22 protein-coding genes and 1 pseudogene are annotated in these 21,212 nt (G+C 42.3%); 13 read left to right on the forward strand and 10 right to left on the reverse strand.

The window, feature by feature from the left end; translation table 11 throughout:
* Nucleotides 1-8: 8 nt before the first annotated feature.
* Entirely contained in the window at nucleotides 9-1,886 is a 1,878-nt protein-coding gene (locus RG959_RS13300; protein WP_342797510.1) for an ABC-F family ATP-binding cassette domain-containing protein, read from the forward strand.
* A 36-nt stretch (nucleotides 1,887-1,922) separates the two neighbouring features.
* Here the strand turns inward: RG959_RS13300 and RG959_RS13305 are convergent, their stop codons facing one another.
* Nucleotides 1,923-2,621 (reverse strand): hypothetical protein, encoded by a 699-nt coding sequence (locus RG959_RS13305; RefSeq protein WP_342797511.1) that lies wholly within the window; start codon nucleotides 2,619-2,621, stop codon nucleotides 1,923-1,925.
* 189 nt (nucleotides 2,622-2,810) lie between these two features.
* Here RG959_RS13305 and RG959_RS13310 point away from each other — a divergent pair, with 189 nt between their 5' ends.
* The 5 genes from RG959_RS13310 (at nucleotide 2,811) to RG959_RS13330 (ending at nucleotide 6,533) form a co-directional block, all read left to right on the forward strand.
* Nucleotides 2,811-3,005 carry a hypothetical protein gene (locus RG959_RS13310; RefSeq protein WP_251272251.1) on the forward strand — a complete coding sequence of 65 codons (195 nt, stop codon included), beginning with the start codon at nucleotides 2,811-2,813 and terminating at the stop codon, nucleotides 3,003-3,005.
* A gap of 208 nt (nucleotides 3,006-3,213) precedes the next feature.
* Nucleotides 3,214-4,071, forward strand: coding sequence for a GRP family sugar transporter (locus tag RG959_RS13315; RefSeq protein ID WP_342797554.1), 858 nt, complete (start codon nucleotides 3,214-3,216; stop codon nucleotides 4,069-4,071).
* Nucleotides 4,072-4,092: 21 nt separating this feature from the next.
* The gene (locus RG959_RS13320) at nucleotides 4,093-4,878 is read left to right on the forward strand and encodes a glucose-1-dehydrogenase (RefSeq protein ID WP_342797512.1); all 786 of its coding nucleotides are present in this window, start codon (nucleotides 4,093-4,095) and stop codon (nucleotides 4,876-4,878) included.
* A gap of 249 nt (nucleotides 4,879-5,127) precedes the next feature.
* The gene (locus RG959_RS13325; RefSeq protein WP_342797513.1) at nucleotides 5,128-5,343 is read left to right on the forward strand and encodes a hypothetical protein; all 216 of its coding nucleotides are present in this window, start codon (nucleotides 5,128-5,130) and stop codon (nucleotides 5,341-5,343) included.
* A 284-nt stretch (nucleotides 5,344-5,627) separates the two neighbouring features.
* On the forward strand, nucleotides 5,628-6,533 hold the full coding sequence (locus RG959_RS13330) for a tyrosine-type recombinase/integrase (protein ID WP_342797514.1): 906 nt from the start codon (nucleotides 5,628-5,630) through the stop codon (nucleotides 6,531-6,533).
* Nucleotides 6,534-6,567: 34 nt separating this feature from the next.
* On the opposite strand, the gene RG959_RS13335 is transcribed toward RG959_RS13330, so the two are convergent.
* Nucleotides 6,568-6,783 carry a hypothetical protein gene (locus RG959_RS13335; RefSeq protein ID WP_342797515.1) on the reverse strand — a complete coding sequence of 72 codons (216 nt, stop codon included), beginning with the start codon at nucleotides 6,781-6,783 and terminating at the stop codon, nucleotides 6,568-6,570.
* A 439-nt stretch (nucleotides 6,784-7,222) separates the two neighbouring features.
* Here RG959_RS13335 and RG959_RS25165 point away from each other — a divergent pair, with 439 nt between their 5' ends.
* From RG959_RS25165 to RG959_RS13350, 4 genes are all read left to right on the forward strand, one after another.
* Nucleotides 7,223-7,303, forward strand: a complete 81-nt coding sequence (locus RG959_RS25165) for a putative holin-like toxin (protein WP_369335182.1) — start codon at nucleotides 7,223-7,225, stop codon at nucleotides 7,301-7,303.
* 422 nt (nucleotides 7,304-7,725) lie between these two features.
* Nucleotides 7,726-8,010, forward strand: coding sequence for a hypothetical protein (locus RG959_RS13340; RefSeq protein WP_342797516.1), 285 nt, complete (start codon nucleotides 7,726-7,728; stop codon nucleotides 8,008-8,010).
* 234 nt (nucleotides 8,011-8,244) lie between these two features.
* Nucleotides 8,245-8,367: a hypothetical protein gene (locus RG959_RS13345; RefSeq protein WP_342797517.1), complete on the forward strand. Its 123-nt coding sequence runs from the start codon at nucleotides 8,245-8,247 to the stop codon at nucleotides 8,365-8,367.
* A 534-nt stretch (nucleotides 8,368-8,901) separates the two neighbouring features.
* The gene (locus RG959_RS13350; protein WP_315692093.1) at nucleotides 8,902-9,102 is read left to right on the forward strand and encodes a cold-shock protein; all 201 of its coding nucleotides are present in this window, start codon (nucleotides 8,902-8,904) and stop codon (nucleotides 9,100-9,102) included.
* A 223-nt stretch (nucleotides 9,103-9,325) separates the two neighbouring features.
* Here the strand turns inward: RG959_RS13350 and RG959_RS13355 are convergent, their stop codons facing one another.
* The 7 genes from RG959_RS13355 to RG959_RS13385 form a co-directional block, all read right to left on the reverse strand.
* Nucleotides 9,326-10,534, reverse strand: coding sequence for a cytochrome P450 (locus RG959_RS13355; RefSeq protein WP_342797518.1), 1,209 nt, complete (start codon nucleotides 10,532-10,534; stop codon nucleotides 9,326-9,328).
* Between the two features lie 115 nt (nucleotides 10,535-10,649).
* The gene (gene bioB, locus RG959_RS13360; RefSeq protein WP_342797519.1) at nucleotides 10,650-11,657 is read right to left on the reverse strand and encodes a biotin synthase BioB; all 1,008 of its coding nucleotides are present in this window, start codon (nucleotides 11,655-11,657) and stop codon (nucleotides 10,650-10,652) included.
* Nucleotides 11,654-12,358, reverse strand: a complete 705-nt coding sequence (gene bioD / locus RG959_RS13365; RefSeq protein WP_342797520.1) for a dethiobiotin synthase — start codon at nucleotides 12,356-12,358, stop codon at nucleotides 11,654-11,656. The genes bioB and bioD overlap by 4 nt, the downstream gene beginning before the upstream one ends.
* On the reverse strand, nucleotides 12,355-13,524 hold the full coding sequence (gene bioF, locus RG959_RS13370; protein WP_342797521.1) for an 8-amino-7-oxononanoate synthase: 1,170 nt from the start codon (nucleotides 13,522-13,524) through the stop codon (nucleotides 12,355-12,357). Before bioF ends, bioD begins: the two co-directional genes overlap by 4 nt.
* Complete coding sequence (gene bioA / locus RG959_RS13375) at nucleotides 13,511-14,860, reverse strand: adenosylmethionine--8-amino-7-oxononanoate transaminase (RefSeq protein WP_342797522.1); 1,350 nt, start codon at nucleotides 14,858-14,860, stop codon at nucleotides 13,511-13,513. The genes bioF and bioA overlap by 14 nt, the downstream gene beginning before the upstream one ends.
* Nucleotides 14,850-15,626, reverse strand: a complete 777-nt coding sequence (gene bioW / locus RG959_RS13380) for a 6-carboxyhexanoate--CoA ligase (RefSeq protein WP_342797523.1) — start codon at nucleotides 15,624-15,626, stop codon at nucleotides 14,850-14,852. Before bioW ends, bioA begins: the two co-directional genes overlap by 11 nt.
* A gap of 526 nt (nucleotides 15,627-16,152) precedes the next feature.
* Complete coding sequence (locus tag RG959_RS13385) at nucleotides 16,153-16,356, reverse strand: hypothetical protein (RefSeq protein ID WP_342797524.1); 204 nt, start codon at nucleotides 16,354-16,356, stop codon at nucleotides 16,153-16,155.
* A gap of 499 nt (nucleotides 16,357-16,855) precedes the next feature.
* Between RG959_RS13385 and RG959_RS13390 the strand changes: the two genes are divergently transcribed.
* From RG959_RS13390 to RG959_RS13400, 3 genes are read left to right on the forward strand one after another with little or no spacing between them, the layout of a single operon-like run.
* Nucleotides 16,856-18,715, forward strand: a complete 1,860-nt coding sequence (locus RG959_RS13390; protein ID WP_342797525.1) for a beta-glucoside-specific PTS transporter subunit IIABC — start codon at nucleotides 16,856-16,858, stop codon at nucleotides 18,713-18,715.
* A 3-nt stretch (nucleotides 18,716-18,718) separates the two neighbouring features.
* Complete coding sequence (locus RG959_RS13395; protein ID WP_342797526.1) at nucleotides 18,719-20,146, forward strand: glycoside hydrolase family 1 protein; 1,428 nt, start codon at nucleotides 18,719-18,721, stop codon at nucleotides 20,144-20,146.
* A 27-nt stretch (nucleotides 20,147-20,173) separates the two neighbouring features.
* Complete coding sequence (locus RG959_RS13400; RefSeq protein ID WP_342797527.1) at nucleotides 20,174-21,013, forward strand: PRD domain-containing protein; 840 nt, start codon at nucleotides 20,174-20,176, stop codon at nucleotides 21,011-21,013.
* Between the two features lie 56 nt (nucleotides 21,014-21,069).
* Here RG959_RS13400 and RG959_RS13405 read toward each other — a convergent pair.
* Nucleotides 21,070-21,180 (reverse strand): annotated as a pseudogene (locus RG959_RS13405) (IS3 family transposase); the annotation flags it as partial.
* Nucleotides 21,181-21,212 lie beyond the last annotated feature (32 nt).

The raw sequence follows: 21,212 nt of genomic DNA on the forward strand, positions 1-21,212 counted from the left end.
GGAAAACCATGAACGTTTTTACAATGGAAGGCGTAACAAAAACAGTAGGGGAAAAAGAGCTGTTTCAGCATATTTCTTTTTCGATCACAGAAGGAGATAAAATTGGTATTCTCGGTATCAATGGAACTGGCAAAACAACACTTTTAAACGTGATTGCCGGCCTGGATGACTGGGACGAAGGAAAAAAGGACCATCCGAATGACTATTCGATTTCCTACTTGTCTCAAAATCCGGACTTTGATGAGAATATGACTATTATGGATTATTTATATGCCAGCCAATCACCGGTTTTTTCGGCGATTAAAGAGTATGAGCGGGCGCTTCTTCGGCTGCAGGAAAATGCCGAAGACGAATCGGTGCAGCAGGAGCTGATGAAGCAGCAGCAGCGAATGGATGACCTGGGCGCATGGGATACAAGTGCGGAAGCCAAAACGATCTTAACAAAGCTGGGCCTGCCGAATTTTGGGCAAAAGCTGTCTGAACTGTCCGGCGGCCAGAAAAAGCGGGCTGCTCTTGCTAAAACGCTCATTGAAACACCGGATCTGCTTATTTTGGATGAGCCGACGAACCACTTGGACTATGACAGTATTAAATGGCTTCAGGAATACTTGAAGAAATCGCAGAAAGCGGTGCTGTTTGTCACGCATGACCGGTATTTTCTCGATGCCGTCGCGGATAAAATTTGGGAGCTTGAGCGCGGGAAATTGTATGAGTACAAAGGCAATTATGCAGACTTTCTTGAAGCAAAAGCTATTCGGGAAGAAAACGAGACGCTTGAGCAGGGCAAAAAAGAAAGCTTGTTTAAAAAAGAGCTTGCCTGGATGCGCAAAGGAGCCAAAGCCCGTACCACCAAACAAAAAGCCCGTATTCAGCGCTTTGAAGTCCTGGATACGGAAGTGAAACAGAAGCACAGCAGCGAATCTCTTCAAATGGACCTTGGCGGCGCCCGTCTTGGCAAAAAAGTACTCGAGCTTCAAAACATTCAAAAATCTTTTGGCAGCCAGGCGATTTTAACCGATTTTTCCTTTTTGTTTAAGCGAGGGGACCGGATTGGAATTGTCGGACGCAACGGCAGCGGGAAATCCACATTGCTTAATATTATCGCAGGCCGGGAGACGGCAGATGCCGGCAGTCTGGACCAGGGTCAGACTGTGAAAATCGGATACTATACACAGGAAAACGAAGACATGGACGAGAACATGCGAATGATCGAGTACATTCGGGAAACCGCCGAATCAATCCAGCTTAAAGACGGCAGCTTCGTTTCAGCTGCACAGATGCTGGAAAAGTTTTTGTTCCCTATGCATACGCATGGCACATTGATCCGAAAGCTTTCAGGCGGGGAAAAGCGGCGCCTTTATTTATTAAATATTTTAATGTCCGCACCAAACGTTCTTTTACTAGACGAACCAACGAATGATCTCGACACGCAGACCCTGACGATTTTAGAAGACTACCTGGAGCATTTTTCTGGTGTGGTTGTAACGGTATCCCATGACCGCTACTTCCTTGATAAAGTGTGTCACCAGCTGCTTGTTTTCAAAGGACAGGGTACCGTCGATTTTTACTATGGAAGTTACTCTGAGTTTCTAGAAGAAAAGCAGGAGGCACCTGTTGAAGAAGCGAAGCCAAAAGTGGCAGCTGCACCGCCGCGCCCGGAACGAAAAAAGAAAATGTCGTATTCGGAAACGCGCGAATGGGAAACGATTGAGGATGACATGGAAGCCGCAGAGCAGCGGCTGGCGGCTATCTCAGAGGAAATGGCGACTGCGGGCAGTGATTTTGGGAAATTAAACCTGTTAATGGCAGAAGAAACAGAACTCAAAGAAAAGCTTGACCACATGATGGAAAGATGGGAATACTTAGCAGAAAAAGCAGGCGAATAATCAAAAGGCTTCCGGGTGTCCGGAAGCCTTTTTGTATTACCGGGTAATCGTAGCACTCCAGCTGCCGCCGCCGCGGTCACAGGTGAATTGTCCGGAAGCTGTTCTGCCGTCTGCAGACAGTGTACCTCTGTAGTCACAGTTGTTTCCGTCGCTGCTGTTTCGTCTTTGAATGCGGACGTTGTTTCCTTGCAGCGTAATCGTTAAAACAGCCGTAACAGGCGTTTGACCGGGCTGTGTCCATCTTGCATCAAAGATGTTGCTGTTCCCGCGACGTGTCCATACCCCGCGCCAGGCGCCTTCCTGCTCATCCCATCTCCGGCCGAGCCGATCCCGGTCATCGGGCTGCTGACGCCGTTCAATTACGGCACTCCAGGTGCCACCGCCGCGGTTACAAATAAATTGTCCGCTTACCGTCCGGCCATCAGCACCGAAGTTCCCTGTATAGTTACAGTTATTTCCATCGCTGCTGTTTCGGCGCAGCACAAAAACAAAAGATCCAGCTGTATAAATGGTTAGAACGGCCGTGATATCCGGCTGACCTGCCAACGACCATCTTCCATCAAACACGTTACTGTTTCCACGCCGCGTCCAGACGGCCCGCCAAGCACCTTCTTGAACAATCCAGCGACGTCCTAATCTGTCTGGCTGCCCCTGCGCGCTGATCACGTTGGCTGGAACAGCTTCATAAGGCAGCATGCCATAAAAACCGTAATAAGGATGCCAGTATGGATACATATTGCATCTCCTCCGCCCATTAAATTTAAATCCTGCTCTTCATCATATGTATCACGAAGGTAATGTGTCCGCATGGCGATGTAGAAGAAAAGAATTCGACAAAACATGCCAAAAAAATCGGTTGTCGTTTGACACGCTTTTCTTTCGCAGAACGGTATGATAAAAAGAAAAAAAGGGTGCGTGGACAAAATGAATCGAAACATAAATTGGTGCTGCAGCAAGTGCCAAAAGCCTATTCTGGCGAATGATTTAATTGCATGGACGAAAAAAGAAACACTAGTTCATTTAATTTGTGATGCTTCGCAGCTGATGGAGGGTGTTCACTATATTGGCCGGGCTGAGCAGGTTATGAATGATGAAACATCAGATCAACGGCACGCCTAATCCGCCGGTGTACAGCAAGGATCTCTTTCTTTGCAGGGTTTTGTATACGCTTTCATACTAATATGGGTCTGTCGATTACGCTTAGTTTAAGACTAAGCGTTTTTTTGCGTATAATCGTTTTCCATTGGACAAAAACTACCTTCTGTATAGATAGAACGCTCATAACCCGTGGATGTCCAACAACAGAAGAACTGAGGGACTTAGAATGATAACGATTTTAATTGCACTTCTTCCTGCTCTGACATGGGGAAGTATCGTACTGGTGAGCGTAAAATTAGGCGGCGATTCTCATAGCCAGACTCTTGGCATTACCATTGGAGCGCTTGTTTTTGCTTTCGGTATGTATCTGTGGGCACAGCCTTTTGTGAATACAACCGCTTGGATGGCGGGTATTGTCTCCGGTCTTTTCTGGGCAGTTGGCCAGAAAAACCAGCTCGGCAGTGTACCGCATCTTGGTGTTTCAAAAGCCGTTCCGATTTCTACCGGTATGCAGCTGGCCGCTACAACTCTTTTTGGCGTTATTGTCTTTAAAGAATGGACGACTGCTACAGCGGTTTTACTAGGGATTATATCGATCGTACTGATTATCACAGGGGTCGTGCTGACATCGATTACAGAAGGCGGAGAAGACCCAGGTAAAAGATCGGGCAGCCGGCGAAAAGGGCTGCTTTTGCTGCTCATTTCAACAGCGGGCTACCTGCTCTACGTTGTGATTATCCGCTGGTTTAACATCGACAGCTGGGCCGCTATTCTGCCTCAAGCAATCGGGATGTTTATTGGTGCCGTGCTGCTGACGCTTAAACATAAGCCCTTTAACAAATATGCTCTACGCAATACTTTGTCTGGCATTCTTTGGGGCATTGGCAATCTCGGACTGCTTTTATCCATACCGCGGATCGGCGTAGCCACCAGCTTCTCCTTGTCTCAAACGGGCGTCATTATTTCAACACTGGGCGGCATTTTTCTATTAGGAGAAAAGAAAACGAAAAAACAGCTTGTTCTTGTGCTGGCAGGCTGCTTGCTTATCGCAGCCGGCGGCGTGCTCGTCGGTTTTACAAAAACGTAATATGCTAAAGGAGGAAGAAGCATGTATCCTGACTTAAAAGGAAAAGCAGTGGTGATTACCGGCGCTTCTTCAGGACTGGGCCGGGCGATGGCTGTCCGATTTGGGCGTGAAGGCGCGAAGGTGGCAGTAAATTATTATCAAAATGAAGAGGACGGGAAAAAAGTAGCCCAGGAAGTGCAGCAAGCGGGCGGGGAAGCAATTTGGCTGCAGGGAGATGTATCCAAGGAGCAGGATGTAAAAGCCTTGATTACAAAAACAGCAGAAGTGTTCGGCTCTATTGATATCATGATTAACAACGCCGGAATTGAAAATGAGGTTCCATCCGAAAAGCTGAGCCTGGATGATTGGAACAAAGTCATAGATACCAATTTAACCGGAATGTTCCTCGGCTGCCGTGAAGCCATCTCTTACATGCTCGACCACGGGATTAAAGGAAATGTCATTAATATGTCAAGCGTTCATGAAGTAATTCCATGGCCGCATTTTGTTCATTATGCAGCTAGTAAAGGCGGCGTGAACATGTTAACACAGACATTGGCGCTTGAATATGCCCCGAAAGGCATCCGTGTGAACAGTATCGGGCCTGGAGCGATCGATACGCCGATTAATGCCGAGAAATTTTCGGACCCGAAGGCAAAAGCAGACGTTGAATCTCTCATTCCAATGGGTTATATTGGAAAACCGGAAGAAATCGCGGCTGCTGCCGCCTGGCTTGCTTCTTCAGAATCAAGCTACGTAACAGGCATCACGCTTTTTGCCGACGGAGGCATGACGAAGTATCCTGGTTTTCAAGCGGGCAGGGGCTGAACCCAATAAAGCTGCTTTCCTAGAAAGGAAAGCAGCTTTATGACGTATAGCCTCTTTTTTTGTTTTCATAAAAAAGATAATGGGAGCAATTCAACAAGCTGCTGACAGATGAATTGGCATTTAAACGGACAGCACGCGAATGGTACCATGAAGAGCTTGAAATTGCCATTGAAATGCCTTCCAGATTACTGGAAGGCAGCACGGAGAAAGTGGTTGAAATCGAATTAAAAAGCGGCTGCAGCATTTTTTGTGATTGCTGTAAAAGATATTATTATACACAGACTTGAATTGGTGCTCGTCTCCAATGTCCAGTTTCCTGAAGACCATGAAGATTATCAATGGGCATACCGAATGTTTTTGCTGCACAGGGATGATTTAATCGACCGCGAGTACGTAAAACAAGAATCATCGCTTAAAATAAAAACAAATAAATGGATCCAGGACTGGATAAAAACTGAAACGTAAAATTTCTCTTTTTTCTCATTGTTAAAAGTTTACTTCTTAAATGAGAAAAAAGATATTCGACTTTCTATAATAAATATTATGTTAACTTTAAAAAATTCAAATAGGACCATAACTGGTCCCCCCACGTTTTTATAATATTAGTTATAAGAAACCTCTGCTCTCCAAGTTGACTATAATCATTAGGTCTATCCCAATAAGCTTTGCAGTCGTCCCCATAATATTCAGGTACGTCCAGTAACTTTCGGGTCCGTACTGATAATTAACTTTTTTGGAGGTTGTTACTCATGAACTTCGCACAAGCGACCGATGATTTTTTAATGTCACTGGAAGTGGAAAAAAATTATTCAAAAAACACTATCGTTGGTTACGCAAATGATTTAAGGGCTTACGAAGACTTCTTGCGCAGTCACAAGCGCTCACTGGAACTGAATGACTTAACACCATCAACGAGCCGAAGATTTATTCAGGACCAAGTATTGAATCATAACGCCAAACCCCGAACCTTGCAGCGCCGCATTTCCTGTTTAAAGTCATTGAGTTCATTTTGTTTAAAAGAACGTTATATGGAATCAGACTTTATGGCAGGCATTCAAGCTCCGAAATCTGATAAAAATCTTCCTGTTTATATGTCTTTGGAAGAACTAAAAAAACTCTTTCGCTTTTTAGAAAAAGATGAGCGACCGCTTGCTTACCGAAATAATTTGTTATTTAAGCTGCTGGCTACGTCAGGAATGCGCAGACAGGAGCTTGTTGATTTAACATGGGAGCAAGTAAACCTGGATAATCAGACTATTAGAGTGTTTGGAAAAGGAAAAAAAGAACGCCTCCTCCCTATGCATATGATGGTAGTGCCTTTATTTCATCGGTACAAAGAACATTTAGGAGAACATCAATTACATGATACAGAACCCGTGTTTTTAAATAAAAATGGAGAAAAAATGACTCCTCACGGCTTGCATGTTATATTCAAGGATATCTTACTAAAAGCCGGGCTGCCGCCGAAACGGTTTTCCCTTCATCATTTAAGACACACTTTTGCAACGTTATTATTGCAACAGGCTGATGGTAAAGTTGACCTTAAAACCCTTCAAGAATTATTGGGGCATAAAAGTTTAGCAACGACATCTATGTATACACACATTGACTTTGAACAAAAAAAGAAAGCCATCCACTCTTTTAAGATAGAGTAAAAATAACTGTCTCATTTTCATGAGACAGTTATTTTTAACTTGCTGCATTGTTTGCTAAAACCAATTTTTTAAACAGGTCTGGATGTGTCGTGTAGATACGCATTAATTCATCAGCAGATAAGTTTAGATTCCCATTGCTTTGAACCTCTTTTGTCTCATTTCCCGCAGTTACCTCGGCAAGTTTATTGCTTTGTTCCTTATCCGATTTTTGCTGCAGAGCCCCTTCTAATTCTTCTTCAATTTCTGTCAAAGCCGTTCTTAGCTGGGGAATTTTACGTTTATCGTTCTTAAGATACCGCGCAATATTTTCCTTATCACTATGCCCCAGCAAATATTTAATATTTTCACGTTCTATTTCCCGTTCCTCAAACAGTGTTGCTATGGAATATCGGTATCCGTGAGGTGTTCTTTCTTTTTTTCTGTTCAGCCTAAACGTTTACAAACTATATCAGTAAGACGGTTTAGTTGTTTATTTGCAAGAGGCAGTCCTTTTAATCCGTAACAAAGCGGGTCATTTGGCTTTAAATCATTAGTTTTAACATACTCTTTTAATGTAACTAATAATTTGGGCGGAAGCGGCAATATCTGAACTCATACTCTCTTGTTGGGTAGGTTATATGATATAATACTAGTAACAGCTACATACAGGATGGGTGGCGGCAATCCCCGGTAGAAGGGGGGTGCAGCCAATGACGACGTTTCAAACACTCTCACTTATGATTATGTTTGCATCTCTTGTTGTTTCGATTATTGTTGCAACAAAAAAATAACCCGTCCTGTGTACAGAGTTCGCGGCTCTATACTGGGTTATTTTTTTGACCTATTCAATTAGCCGCCGACATTCTGTCATGAGCTGTAAAGACGGGGATGTGTCCAGCATCCCTGTTTGTTATTATATCTTCATTATAGAGAAAATATTCAGTATTTGCAAAGTGTAGTCTCGTTAATTACAAAAAAGCTTCATTTATTCTATTGTATCTTAATATGATAAGAGTCGCCTCCATTTTGAGGCGAAACACTTTTACTGCTGGTAATATAGCTTATCCAAACTAAAATTAAAAACTAATTTACATTAACCCTTCGTGTTTTTCCCTGTTATTCTTTGAAAGCTAACGAAGCAATAAATAATATGTATATTAACATAAGACTCTGAGTAAACTAATCTTATTTAAAACTTTAGGAGGCTTCACATATGGAACCTTATAACGAGTTATATAAGATTATCGTCATTGAACATGGAATCGAAGCCGATAAAAAATTTGAATTCAATGGATACTATCTTACGGTAGCCGATTATATTCAAGCTGTTTCAGATCGTGGCGGTCATAAGAAAGTACTGGCTGTTCTAAAGATGATTGATCACTCAAATATTGAAACTTTCGTCAAAGGTGCTATCCATCGGATTATTCAAGAAACGCTTGTCGGAAACAAAGATTTCGTAAATTACTATAAGCCGATTATTAAAAAAGTAAGTTAAGCGGTCTGCCATTTAAGTGCCTGCTTTTTTGTTATTAAATTTTCCTAAAACTGAAATTTTAGGAAAAATATAAAATAAGTACTCCCAAAGCTGCAAATAAACCCATTATAAGTTCTCCCCTTTAACTGTCCAAAATTTTTTATAATATATAGTATTTATTGGCTTCCTTATGTGGGGATTTTGGATTGTCAACACTAAAATCAGTCACTTACTGTACGGGAGATTTTAGAGGAAATGCAGTCACGCAGAGATCAGCTGGAACAAAATCAAAAATTGTCCGTTGGACTTGAACAGATTATTGATGCTGGGATTAAGGATTTAAACAGTATGATTCGATGGATTGAAACAAAAATGTAAGTAAGTGATTCACACATACATACGTAACAAAGCCCGGTTTTTTCTCGGGTTCTTTTTTACTATGTTCTGTTTTCTACCCAATTGATGCTATATTGAAATCTGAAAATTTAGAGTGCTACCCCCGTGTTTACCTAATTACTAGTAGTCAAGATTCCTGAGAGTATTATAAAGGGCAAGCACTTGATAAGCACACAAGCAAAAACTCCGTAAGCGGGAATACGGGTGCATTATGATAGGATATGGCAAAATCCGGACGAAAAAAGAGATAACGTCCCCCGTCTTGCGGCTTTTATTTTGCTTACTCGTGTTTTAAATCCATTTTAAAAAATACTGTTTTCGTATTGATTGTTGCTTTAAAATAAATCAAAAAGCAACATTCTTTTCTAAAAGAGCGTTAAGAAAAGAGCGAAAAAATAAAAACATCATGATAATCATCGGTTCCTTTATGGGAGTCTTTTTTTATTTGTAAAAAGTTTAAAACAATTCAATTTGGGTATAATAAAACGGATTCGAATGTAAGGAGGCATATAAATAATGGAACGCGGAAAAGTTAAGTGGTTTAATGGTGAAAAGGGATTTGGATTTATTGAACGTAACGGCGGAGAAGATGTATTTGTACATTTCTCAGCAATACAAGGTGAAGGTTTCAAGAATCTTGATGAAGGACAAGAAGTGGAATTTGAGGTTGAACAAGGTCAAAGAGGGCCTCAAGCCGTTAATGTTCATAAATTATAATTAGCCGCCAATCAAAACAGACTCTAAATGGGTCTGTTTTTTTAACTTCTTATAAGAAAAGTGTGTTGATACCAATTATATATTAATGTAAAGGAACATGACCCTGTTTTAATCAGCATTTATTAAAACAGGGTCTTCTTCTATTTAATAACGAAGGACTTTAAAGTGTTTGACCGTTTTTTATTCTTTACTATTGTTTATGTCTCTCCCGAAAAGTCGATTTTTAATCAAAAGTCACCGGCAATTCTGCTAGAGACCTAAAGCCAATTAACTGTCGATAGTGTAGGTTAGATGATGACAATTGCAAGTTTGTAGTATTTTGCACAAGGGCCTGAATCGCAATTTGTGCTTCTGTCCGTGCTAGTGAAGAACCTAAACAAAAATGAACACCATAGCCAAATGCAAGGTGTGGGTTGGGGCTTCTTGTAATATCGAGCATGTGGGCATTCATGAATTTTTTAGAGTCTCGATTAGCCGCTCCTAAAAGAAGATAAACCTGTTCTCCTTTTTGAATAGTAGTTTCCCCTACCGCAATATTTTCTGAGGCAGTGCGAGCTATCAGCTGCGCAGGACTTTCAAAACGCAGGAATTCCTCTACTGCTGTTTCAATCAAGTGAGGCTGGCTTCGTAATTTTTTCAACTGCTCCGGATTTTGTAATAAGGAAAGAATTGAATTGCTAATCAGGTTCACCGTAGTTTCGTGTCCGGCAATCATTAGTAGTATGCAGGCTGCCAGCAGTTCATCATAGCTCAGTTTATCTCCCTGCTGTTCTTCTTGGATAAGCCGGCTGATTAAATCATCCTGTGGCTCTTCTCTCCGCTTTTCGATTAACTCTTTAAAATATATTAATACTTTTCTGGTTATCTCGGTGCCGTTTGCTAATGTTTTTCGGGACCGGGTAAAGTCGATCGTTTGGATAAAGGCAGCTGTCCATTCTTTAAATTGATACCGATCCTCTTCTGGTACTCCTAGAATTTTAGCAATCACGAGGCTTGCTAATGGAAACGCAAAATCTGATACAACATCCATCTTTTTATTGTCATAGACCTGTTTAAGCAAATCGTTCACCGTTTCTTGTATAAAAGGCCGGCAGCGTTCCACCGTTTTTCGCGTAAATGCTTGGCTGACAAGCAGACGAAGGCGCTTGTGATCCTGCTGGTTTTTAAACAGCATCATGCCACTTTGAATATTTTTAAGCTGTTCATATTTTTTAGATGCTTCTGGAAGTGGGAAGCGGCTTTGGAACCGAGTATCTTTCAACACTGCTACTACTTCTTCATAACCCGTTATAAACCAGCCATGATATTTTAATAAGCTTCCTTTATAAACAGGATGAATGGAACGAAGTGTTTCATAAAAAGGATATGGGTTTTGTAAAAATTCCTGGGAAGCAACGTACAATGGCGGTATATCGTGCAAGTTGGTTGTCATGTTATTCCTCCAAATATAATTCTTTTATACAGGAAATTTTCATAGCTTTAATTGAATGGAAAAGTAATAGCGGGAGAAAAAGCAACCGGTGGTGTACCGATTGCTTTTTCTACTTTTATTTTCCGGCTGCCAGGCTGTCTTTCATTTCTTGTACAGACTCTACTTCAAATCCCAGATCCGACAGCATTTTATGATCTTCGGTTTCTTCCTGCCCAGCCGTTGTTAAGTAATCACCGACAAAAATAGAATTAGCAGCATACAACCCTAACGGCTGTAAAGAACGAAGATTCACTTCACGTCCGCCGGAAATACGGATCTCTTTCGTCAGATTGATAAAACGGAACAATGCCAGTACTTTTAAACAATAAAGCGGATTTAGTTCATTTACACCTTCTAACATTGTGCCATCTATCGCATGCAAAAAGTTAACTGGGATCGAATCTGCATCTAGTGCTTTTAAACTGTTAGCCATATCGACTACATCTTGTTTGGTTTCTTTCATGCCGATAATAACGCCTGAGCAAGGGGACATTCCGGATTCTTTAGCCATTTCAACGGTATTTACCCGGTCATCATATGTATGTGATGTCGTGATATTGGCATGGTTGCTTTTCGATGTATTGATATTATGATTATACCGGTCTACGCCGGCTTCCTTTAAACGCACAGCCTGCTCTGGCTTTAACAATCCAAGGCACGCGCAAACCTTTAGCCCGTATGTATCTTTGATTTCTTTCACTGCTTCAACTACTTGATCTACTTCTTTATTGGACGGCCCTCTGCCACTCGCTACAATGCAATATGTACCGATATTTAAATCATGGGCACGCTTGGCGCCTTCAAGCAGCGTCTCTATGTTAACCATCCGGTATGCTTTCACTGGTGCCGTTGAAACCGCTGATTGTGAACAGTAGCCGCAGTTCTCTGGACATAACCCCGACTTTGCATTCATAATCATATTTAATTTCACTTTTTTTCCGTAATATTTTTTCCGTATTTGAAAAGCTGCATGCATCAGCAGCAAAACGTCTTCATCGGGGCAATTCAAAATAGAGAGTGCTTCTTCATTTGTAAGGTTTCTCCCGAGCAGTACTTGCTCCGCCAAACTTGACCACTTATTCATTTTACGCTCTCCATTTGATGTAAAATCAGTTCTGTATTTAAATATTTTTGTGCCATATCTTCAATACTTTCTTTTGAGATTTCATGAAGCTTAGGTGTCATGCCTAAAATCGGCACCCCGCAAAGCTGCTTCATGGATTCCGGATTGGTTTGTTCATCTAAGCCTGGATTTTCACTGATTCCGTTAATAATAATGCCGGCAATTTTCAGCCCTTTGCTTTTGGCATAATGAACGGTTAAAAATGTGTGATTCAGTGTACCGAGATTAGGCCGGGCTACAATGATGACGGGAAGGTCAAGTGCTTTAATCATATCGCTGACCAGAAAATCTTCGCCGAGCTGTACTGAAATACCGCCGGCTCCTTCAACAATAAAAGAGGTGTGTTTTTGCTTGATTCGTGACCAGTGGCTGAGCATGTCGTCTAATTCCACTGTTTCGCCTTCGAGCTTGCCGGCCGTATATGGAGCAAGCGGCTCTTTAAATGCAAAAGGTGTAATCTCTTCATGGGATAAAGCCGTTTCAGACATTTTCTTCAGCCAGCTTGTATCGCTGTCCGGATGTTCTCGGTTTATTCCGCTTAAAAACGGCTTAAATACTCCCACGTCTCCTGTTTCTTTTCTTAAAAGCGCTGCTAAACTGCAGGAAACAACCGTTTTCCCTACCTCTGTATCCGTACCTGTGATAAAAAATCCATTTTTCAAATGATCCTCAGCTCTTTTCCAATCAAATTAAATGAGGCCAGTATATGCTGAATTTCTTTTTCCGTATGATCTGCCGTAACTGTCAGCCGAATCCTGCTTTCGCCTTCTGGCACAGTCGGCGGCCGAATGGCAGGCGCATAAATGCCTTGTTCCTGTAGTTTTCGGGAAAACAGTACTGCTTTTTCTGCCTGGCCGATCATAACAGGAATAATGGGCGTGAAATCTCCTTTGACAAAGTAGCCCATTTTGGTTAATCCCGTTTTTATTTTGGTTATATATGCAGATAATCGTATTCGTTTCTTTTCACTTTGTTCAATGATTTCAAGAGCAGCAAACGAAGCGGCACAGCTGGCAGGTGCCATGGCCGTTTGGAAAATAAACGTACGCGCATGGTTGCGTAAAAAATCAATTAGCATTTGAGAACCGGCAGCAAATCCTCCTTCTGTCCCCGCTGCCTTGCTTAATGTGCCAATCACAACATCAGGCTGCACGCCGAAATGTTCACTCGTTCCCCGCCCGTATTTCCCTAACACACCTGTTGCATGGGCGTCATCCACAATGACGTAAGCATGATAGCGCTTAGCCAAGCGCATAAGCTCTGGCAATGGCGTGATGGTTCCGTCCATGCTAAACACCCCATCTGTTACAATAAACCGACGTGCATGCTGCTGTGTTTCTTGAAGCCTGCTTTCCAGGTCGTGCATATTAATGTGCTCGTAAATGACCGTTTTTGCTTTTGACAGCCGGCACCCGTCAATAATACTGGCATGGTTGAAGCGGTCGCTTAAAATAACGTCTCCTTTCTCAGGGAGTGATGACAGCACACCAATGTTTGCTAAATAGCCGCTTGAAAACAGCAGCGCTGCTTCGGTGTGCTTAAAATGGGCCAGCTTTTTTTCCAGTTTTTCATGCCATTCCGTATTGCCTGTGGTTAACCGTGATCCGCTGCTTCCCGAACCAAATGTCGTCAGGGCTGATTGAGCAGCATCGATAAGCCGTTCGTCAGCAGCCAGTCCCAAATAATTATTGGACGAACAAACAATCTGTTCTTCACCGTCAATGACCATCTCGGTGTGTGGAGCCCCCTGCATGGTCCGTAATGTCCGGTACAGACCAGCTTTTCTTGTTTGCAAAAGACGCCCACTGAGCCAGTCATCGAATTGCAACGTTAGTTACCTCCATAATGGCTTGTTTCATAATCGCAATCATCGCCTGCAGATCTTCTTTGGTGCTCACAAGCGGCGGCATAAATACAATGACATCACCAAGCGGCCGTGTCAGCATGCCAAGCTCCCTCATTTTCAAAGAAACATGATAACCGATTCGCCCATTTGCGGGGAATGGCTGTTTTGTTTGTTTAGATTGAACAAGCTCGATGCCGCACATAAACCCGAGCTGCCGGATGTCTCCCACGCATGGCAATTCATTCAGCCCGCTGAGAAGCTGGTTTAGTTCCGAACTTTTTTCTGCAACTGTATGTACAATGTTTTCGGATTCAAACAAACGCAGATTTTCCAGCGCTACTGCGCAGCCAAGCTGGTTTCCAGTATAGGAATGGCCATGAAAAAAAGTTTTTAATTTTGTGTAATCATCATAAAATGCTTCGTAAATTTGTTCTGTCGCAAATGTTACTGCGATGGGCAGATATCCTCCCGTAATACCTTTACCAGCCGCCATCAAGTCCGGCTGTACGCCTTCATGCTCACAGGCAAACATTTTCCCAGTGCGCCCGAAGCCGGTTGCTACTTCATCTACAATCATTAATACATCATACTGGGTGCAAAGCCGGCGTACGCCTGACAAAAATCCTTCTGGCATAACAATCATGCCTGCCGCACCTTGAACCATTGACTCAATGGAAAGAGCAGCAATATCATTGTGGTGTTCTGCCAGCAGCTGCTCAAGCTCCCGGAGGCATTCATCACGGCAGGTGGCCGGATCACTGCTTTTCGAACGGTACACATACGGAATCGGTGCCTTGAAACTGTCAAACATTAGTGGTCCGTATACATGGTGAAACAGCTCTATTGAACCGACACTAACAGCGCCAATGGTATCGCCGTGATAGCCATTTCTCATAGATACAAATTTCTGCTTTCTCGGTTTTCCGATATTTTGCCAGTATTGAAACGCCATCTTCAGTGCAATTTCCATAGCTTCGGCCCCGCTGTCTGAATAAAAAACACGTGTCAGATTTTCCGGGCTGATGCCAACAAGCTTTTCAGCAAGCTCTGTTGCCGGAACATTGGTCATGCCAAGCAATGTAGAATGGGCAATTTTGTCAAGCTGTTGTTTAATGGCTTCATCCAGCTCTTTTTTACGATGTCCATGTACATTGAGCCACACCGAAGAAAATCCATCGTAATATTCTTTTCCATGAATGTCTTTTACTTTAATGCCTTCCCCACTTTCAACAATAAAGGGCTGTTCATCATAATCTTTCATTTGCGTAAACGGAAGCCAAAGATACTTTTTGCTTTTCTCAATTAGTTCATATGTCATTGTGTTCCTCCCACTGCACCAAAACAGGCTGTGTTTTCAAGTAACGTATGTAATCGGTTATATCTTCCAAGCCGTTCACAAAAAAAATGCGGCAGCCCCGTTCGTCACCGTATTCTTTTAAATTTGTAATGCGCTGATAGCCGATTTGTTTGCCGGCTACATAGCCGGTTACGTAATCAGGATCATCTGACCAGCATAGTTCTGCTACTGCGGCCGGATGCCCGCTTACTTTTACGGCAAGCGTCATAGCTTCTTTTACTCGAGCACTTGGAGCCATCTGGCTAAATAGAGTCCATTTCTTGAAATTTTCCTCGGGCCAATCCATTCTAGACACCCGAATGCCTTTTTGGTTTGGTTCGTCCAATCTTTTTCCGGAATGAATATCTACGAGCATCGCTCCGCTAAGTCCAGAATATTTCATGAGAAGCTGGTAAGCTTTTTGAATAGTTTGCGGTGGAATACCTGCTTTTTCTAGCAGCTGCCGGGCCAACTGCTGCCCTTGTTCAGTAGAATGAACCGTGTTAGTTGTAACCGGCAGAGGGTTAAGATGCTGAACCAGACCGTCTACGCGCTCAAATTGAATCTGCATAAAATCCGGTTTTCCTCTAGAGTGAGACAAGCTTTTAGCCAGCAGAGCATCAACTGCTTGTTTAATATCGCTGTATGTAACCAGCTGTTCACCGCCTGATAGGTGCTGTCCGCCTTTTTCATGAGATTGATTCTTGGACGCTCTCATTCTAACGCTATAATACTTATTTTCTTGCATGTTTTTTACCAAGCCTCCATTTTAAGATTTAACATAGCCGGTCAAATCATGGCTGTTACTTTGAAAGTAATTCTGGTTTATTGTTAACTAAATATAATAAATAGTTAACAATAAAAATGTTATCTTGTTTAGATAATTCTGTCAATGAGAAATCAACATTCAACAAAATTTTACTGCTGCTAAATTGGTAAATACCTTTAGATTCATTCACTTAATTAACACTATTAATAAACAATAAGGGTCTTTATATAGGGTCTTAATATTAAAAGACCTTAGAGTGAAACACTTTTGTATTTATGTATATAGAAATGTTGTTTAGAAAAGATAATCCATTCAAGCTGGGACTTGTAAACATAATGCTTCTATCCCATTTTGTTGAGAAGAGAAGAAGCTAAATAACCTGCTTAAGGGGCATCTTTATATTGGTTTAAGTTTTTGGTGACCGTTAGCAATTCTCTGAGTTTGTCTGTTTTATCTATCAGATGTATAAGTAATACAAAAAAGCACAGCTGATACGCTATGCTTTTTACTCTGCTATTTCCAAATCTTTATTGTTCTCTAGCTGCATGGAAGGCTTTCTAGCCGCTGCATCACCGAATACGACCATCTTTCTGGCCCTATCCATAATCTTAATCTTTACTAAATCCTCATAGTCTTGCTGCATGGTGAGTGCTCTTTTCTCAAGCTCCTCATATTTTGTTTCTATCGCCGTTTTCTCCTGTTTTGCCACTTCAAGTTCTCTTCGAAGGCTTTCATAATCTACATCAGAAGCATTTATATTTTACAGAAAATCAATAAGCGGAATCCGCATGCTTATAAAAAGAAGCAAGAATGACCCTAACTATGAGCCCGCCTGTCAAACAGTGAAATTACGTGTTCAAAAGAATGCCGTTACTGCCCGTTCTCGGATGATACGCTCCGCCAGAAGGTATACAAAGTCAACATTGCGAAAGACCTCCGCCAGCACAGTGCACCTGTTAGAGGATCATAACATTGGAAAAGCCTATATTAAAAAATGAGAAGGTTATAAAAAAGCTCTTGTAATACATAAATAGTTATGATAATTTATTTGTAAGCGTTTCATAATAAACAACAAATTAAATTGGCGTGTTACTGGTAAAGCAGGCAAGACCAAAATAATTTGCTCTATTTCTTAACGAGATAGGTGCATCTTATTTTGGTCTTTTTTATTTTACCCATATCAGTAATGCGTAAAGGGGGATGATGGTATGGATTATAAACAGCTAGGCAAAGACATATTAAAACTTGTAGGTGGAAAAGAAAATGTAGCGATGATAACCCATTGTGCGACCCGGCTTCGATTTGAATTCTACGACTCTTCTAAAATCGAAGCCGCTAAAATCCAAAAGTTACCCGGCGTCATCTCAGTCGTCAATAAAGGCGGTCAATTTCAGGTCATCGTAGGAAATGAAGTCCAACAAGCCTTCCGTACTATCAAAAACGAAATGAGTGAACAGCCGAGTGTAAATGCTAGTACCGCGAAGAAAGAAAAAAAGAGTATGATTTCTCGTTTAATTAGCGTCATCTCCACTACATTCGCCCCATTTATCCCTGCCATTATTGGTGCTGGGATGATCAAAGCCGTGTTGGCGGTGCTTGTGTTAACAGGCGTATTAACAGATGAAAGTCAAACTTTCTTTATCTTAAACACTGTCGCGGATGCAGCGTTCTTCTTTATGCCAGTACTACTTGCATACGGAGCATCGATTAAATTCGGAACCAACCCAGTGTTATCCATGACCATTGCTGGCGTGTTACTGCACCCAAACTGGTCATCAGTTTTAGCCTCTGAAGAAGCTCTTTTCTTTATGGGGATACCAGTCCGCTTAACCGATTATGCTGGTTCGGTTTTACCGATAATTATTACTGTATGGATTATGTCGTATATTGAACGCTTTGCTGAACGTGTTTCACCATCGATCATTAAGTTCTTTTTGAAACCAATGTTAATCCTAATCATTACCGCTCCTCTCGCGTTAGTTGTCATTGGACCAATTGGCACATATTTAAACGATCTCGTTGCTCTTGGCGCAGAAGGCATTAACAACCGTGCGAGCTGGTTAATCCCAATGCTGATGGGTGGACTACAGCCGTTCCTAATTATCACTGGAACTGCTTGGGCAATGACTCCTATTGCTACAACGCAGCTATCCAATAATGGACAAGAAATGATTAATGGGCCAGGAATGCTTGCATCCAACATCGCACAAGGTGCCGCTACGCTTGCGGTTGCGATGAAAACAAAAAACAAAGAACTAAAACAACTAGCGGGTTCTGCGGGTTTCACTGCCTTAATTGGGATTACAGAGCCTTCACTTTACGGAGTTACGCTTAAATTAAAGAAACCATTAATCGCAGCGATGATTGGCGGAGCATGTGCGGGAATTTATGCCGGGCTTTCTGGTCTTGTCCGCTACGCATTCGTCTCACCGGGACTTGCAGCTATCCCTGCCTTTATCGGGGAGAATCCAATGAATATCATACACGCACTTATTACCATTGCCATTGCGTTTATTGTCGCATTTGTCGCAACATGGATTTTAGGCTTTGAAGATCCAGCAGAAGAAATAACAGAAACACATGCAAAAACGGAAACAACGAATCAATCAGAAGTTATCGCTAGCCCACTATCCGGAAAAGTCATTCCGCTAAGCACTGTAAACGATCATGTCTTTTCAAATGGACTGATTGGAAAAGGGATTGCCATTATACCGGATCAAAATGAAGTGAAGGCACCGTTTGCCGGTGAGATCGTGACAATGATGGAATCTAAGCATGCCGTTGGTCTTCGAAGTGACAATGGCACTGAATTATTGATCCACGTGGGAATTGACACCGTAAACCTAAAAGGGGAATACTTTGAGACGTACGTAAAACAAGGGGACCGGGTAGAAAAAGGAGATATACTCGTTACGTTCGACCGTCAATCCATTCAGGCAAAAGGGTATGAAACCGTCACACCGGTTATCATCACTAACCATGACGAATTTAACGAATTGGATTCAATTAAAGAAAAGCGTATTTCTTTAGGCGAACCACTGATGCACATTACCAAACTGGAGGCATAAATCATGCATTACACAAACCTGAAGCCATTCCCAAAGAATTTTCTTTGGGGGGCTTCCACCTCTGCTTATCAAGTAGAAGGCGCTTGGAATGAAGACGGCAAGGGAAAATCAGTTATTGATATGATGGATCATCCAGAAGGCAAAGCCGGCTTCACTGTAGCGAGCGACCACTACCATCACTACAAAGAAGACATCAAACTGTTTCATGAGCTCGGTCTAAAAGCATACCGTTTTTCTATCGCTTGGACGCGCATTTTACCAGAAGGCACCGGAACGATTAATGAAAAAGGACTCGCCCACTACGAGCGTATTATCGACGAATTACTTCATTATGGAATTGAACCCATCGTCACGCTGTACCATTTTGACCTCCCTTACGCACTTGAAGAAAAAGGCGGATGGAATAACCGCGAAACAATCGATGCCTTCGAAAACTATGCCCGTATTTTATTTGAGCACTTTGGCAGCAAAGTCCTGCACTGGCTCACGATTAATGAACAAAACACACTTATTTTACATCCTGGCGCTGTTGGCATTCCAAAAGGCGGATCGTTGCCATCGAAAAAGGAGCTCTATCAGCAAAACCACCATATGCTCGTTGCACAAGGAAAGGTAATGTCGCTCTGCCACGAACTCTGTCCACACGCAAAAATTGGACCCGCACTAAATATGACGTCCATGTACCAAGCAACGAGCAAACCAGCAGACGCGATTGCTGCTCATAACTGGGAAACACTCCGCGGCTGGAGTTTTCTCGATCTTGCTGTACATGGAAGGTACAACCGATTATTATGGAGTTATCTAGCAGAGCGCGACTGGACACCTACAATTGAAAAGGGGGACTTGATTGCGATCCAACAGGGGCAGCCTGACTTTATTGCCATCAATTATTACTCGACCGCAACGATTGCAGAGAGTACGGGAGACGCAAGTGACGTAAGCCCTCGAGCTGGTGACCAGCAAATCATGCTGGGCGAACCCGGCGTCTATCGACCAGAGGAAAACCCATACGTTGATAAAACAAAATATGGCTGGGTCATCGATCCGGTTGGCTTGCGCCTCACCTTGAGAAAAGTATACGAACGGTACCAGCTGCCGATTATCATTACTGAAAACGGCATCGGCGCACCCGACGAACTTACAGAAGATGGATGTGTTCACGACGATTACCGAATTGACTTTATCCGAGTACATCTTGAACAAATTCAATGGGCTCTTTCCGACGGCGTTGAAGTGTTCGGTTACTGCCCATGGGCGGCGATAGACGTTGTCAGCACGCACCAAGGCTACGCTAAACGATACGGATTCATTTACGTAAACCGAGGAGAATTTGACTTAAAAGATATGAGCCGAATCAAAAAAGACAGTTTTTACTGGTATCAACGTGTCATTACATCCAACGGAAACGAAGGGCTATGCCGAAGCAGGTAAATGTCACGATAAGAATGGTGATGATTTATGAAGGTAGAAAAAATATTAAATAACAGCCTTGTGCTCTCAAGCGATGAAAACGGTCAAGAAATCATTGTCATGGGAAAAGGCCTTGGCTTCAACAGCAAAGAAGGCGATCTCATTCAGGAAAGCTCTATCGAAAAAATCTTCACGCCAAACGATCAGCGCACAAAACAAGAATATGTCCACCTGCTCGAAAGCATCCCACGAGACTATTTGGGCACAATCAATAGCGCACTTGAAGAAATGAAATTCCATTGGCGTAACGAACTCGACGACCGCTACTTCTTAATGCTACTCGACCATATCGCCTTTGCCATCGACCGCGTCAAAAAAGGTGTAATCTTACAAAACAAACTCTTAAATGATGTACGCATTCACTACCCGGAAGAGTACGCAGCAGGCATGATCGTTATCACACACCTAAACGAGCATCTGCACATCAATTTACCAGAAGAAGAAGCCGGCAATATCGCCTTTCACCTCGTCAATGCCAAAAACGAGGAAGAAAACTTTGAAAACACTGTACTCGCTGTTACCATGCTCAAAGACATACTCAACATCGTACAGTATCAATTAAAAGTCAAGCTTGATCACCGATCCATGAGATACAACCGATTCGTCACCCACCTGCAATACTTTATCCGACGAATCTTCGACAACAAACAACTGAATTCCAAAGATTCATTTCTATACGACCATCACAAAACCAAATATCCAAAGGAGTTCAAATGCGCCCAATCCATTGCTGCCTACTGCGAAAGTATGACTGGCAAATACAGCACCAAAGAAGAGATCTTCTATCTAATTATTCACCTTGTTCGATTTACAACCAATGAAACTTAATTATCGAAAAAAGAGCCTTTGTTTGTGATCTGAATCCAAAAAGTTAAACACAAATATTAAGCAGCTTCCTGGGTATGATTCCGGTACTGAACCGGAGGTATACCCTTTAATTTTACCTTGATTCGTTTCTGATTATAATACGTCTTGCAGCTTTCTAACTCTTCAATGAAATGATCTATGCCCTGAACTCTTGGACAGC

The sequence above is a fragment of the Domibacillus sp. 8LH genome, assembly GCF_038806185.1.
GTDB classification, from domain to species: domain Bacteria; phylum Bacillota; class Bacilli; order Bacillales; family Domibacillaceae; genus Domibacillus; species Domibacillus indicus_A.

What these genes read in the sequence shown, in the direction of transcription:
- RG959_RS13330 (WP_342797514.1), top strand. Translation starts at nt 5,628, where the DNA reads ATGAACTTCGCACAAGCGACCGATGATTTTTTAATGTCACTGGAAGTG.
- RG959_RS13340 (WP_342797516.1), top strand. Translation starts at nt 7,726, where the DNA reads ATGGAACCTTATAACGAGTTATATAAGATTATCGTCATTGAACATGGA.
- bioW (WP_342797523.1), bottom strand. Translation starts at nt 15,626, where the DNA reads ATGCAAGAAAATAAGTATTATAGCGTTAGAATGAGAGCGTCCAAGAAT.
- RG959_RS13320 (WP_342797512.1), top strand. Translation starts at nt 4,093, where the DNA reads ATGTATCCTGACTTAAAAGGAAAAGCAGTGGTGATTACCGGCGCTTCT.
- bioB (WP_342797519.1), bottom strand. Translation starts at nt 11,657, where the DNA reads ATGAATAAGTGGTCAAGTTTGGCGGAGCAAGTACTGCTCGGGAGAAAC.
- bioA (WP_342797522.1), bottom strand. Translation starts at nt 14,860, where the DNA reads ATGACATATGAACTAATTGAGAAAAGCAAAAAGTATCTTTGGCTTCCG.
- RG959_RS13350 (WP_315692093.1), top strand. Translation starts at nt 8,902, where the DNA reads ATGGAACGCGGAAAAGTTAAGTGGTTTAATGGTGAAAAGGGATTTGGA.
- RG959_RS13390 (WP_342797525.1), top strand. Translation starts at nt 16,856, where the DNA reads ATGGATTATAAACAGCTAGGCAAAGACATATTAAAACTTGTAGGTGGA.
- RG959_RS13345 (WP_342797517.1), top strand. Translation starts at nt 8,245, where the DNA reads ATGCAGTCACGCAGAGATCAGCTGGAACAAAATCAAAAATTGTCCGTT.
- RG959_RS13395 (WP_342797526.1), top strand. Translation starts at nt 18,719, where the DNA reads ATGCATTACACAAACCTGAAGCCATTCCCAAAGAATTTTCTTTGGGGG.
- RG959_RS13300 (WP_342797510.1), top strand. Translation starts at nt 9, where the DNA reads ATGAACGTTTTTACAATGGAAGGCGTAACAAAAACAGTAGGGGAAAAA.
- RG959_RS13400 (WP_342797527.1), top strand. Translation starts at nt 20,174, where the DNA reads ATGAAGGTAGAAAAAATATTAAATAACAGCCTTGTGCTCTCAAGCGAT.
- RG959_RS13305 (WP_342797511.1), bottom strand. Translation starts at nt 2,621, where the DNA reads ATGTATCCATACTGGCATCCTTATTACGGTTTTTATGGCATGCTGCCT.
- RG959_RS13355 (WP_342797518.1), bottom strand. Translation starts at nt 10,534, where the DNA reads ATGACAACCAACTTGCACGATATACCGCCATTGTACGTTGCTTCCCAG.
- RG959_RS13310 (WP_251272251.1), top strand. Translation starts at nt 2,811, where the DNA reads ATGAATCGAAACATAAATTGGTGCTGCAGCAAGTGCCAAAAGCCTATT.
- RG959_RS25165 (WP_369335182.1), top strand. Translation starts at nt 7,223, where the DNA reads ATGACGACGTTTCAAACACTCTCACTTATGATTATGTTTGCATCTCTT.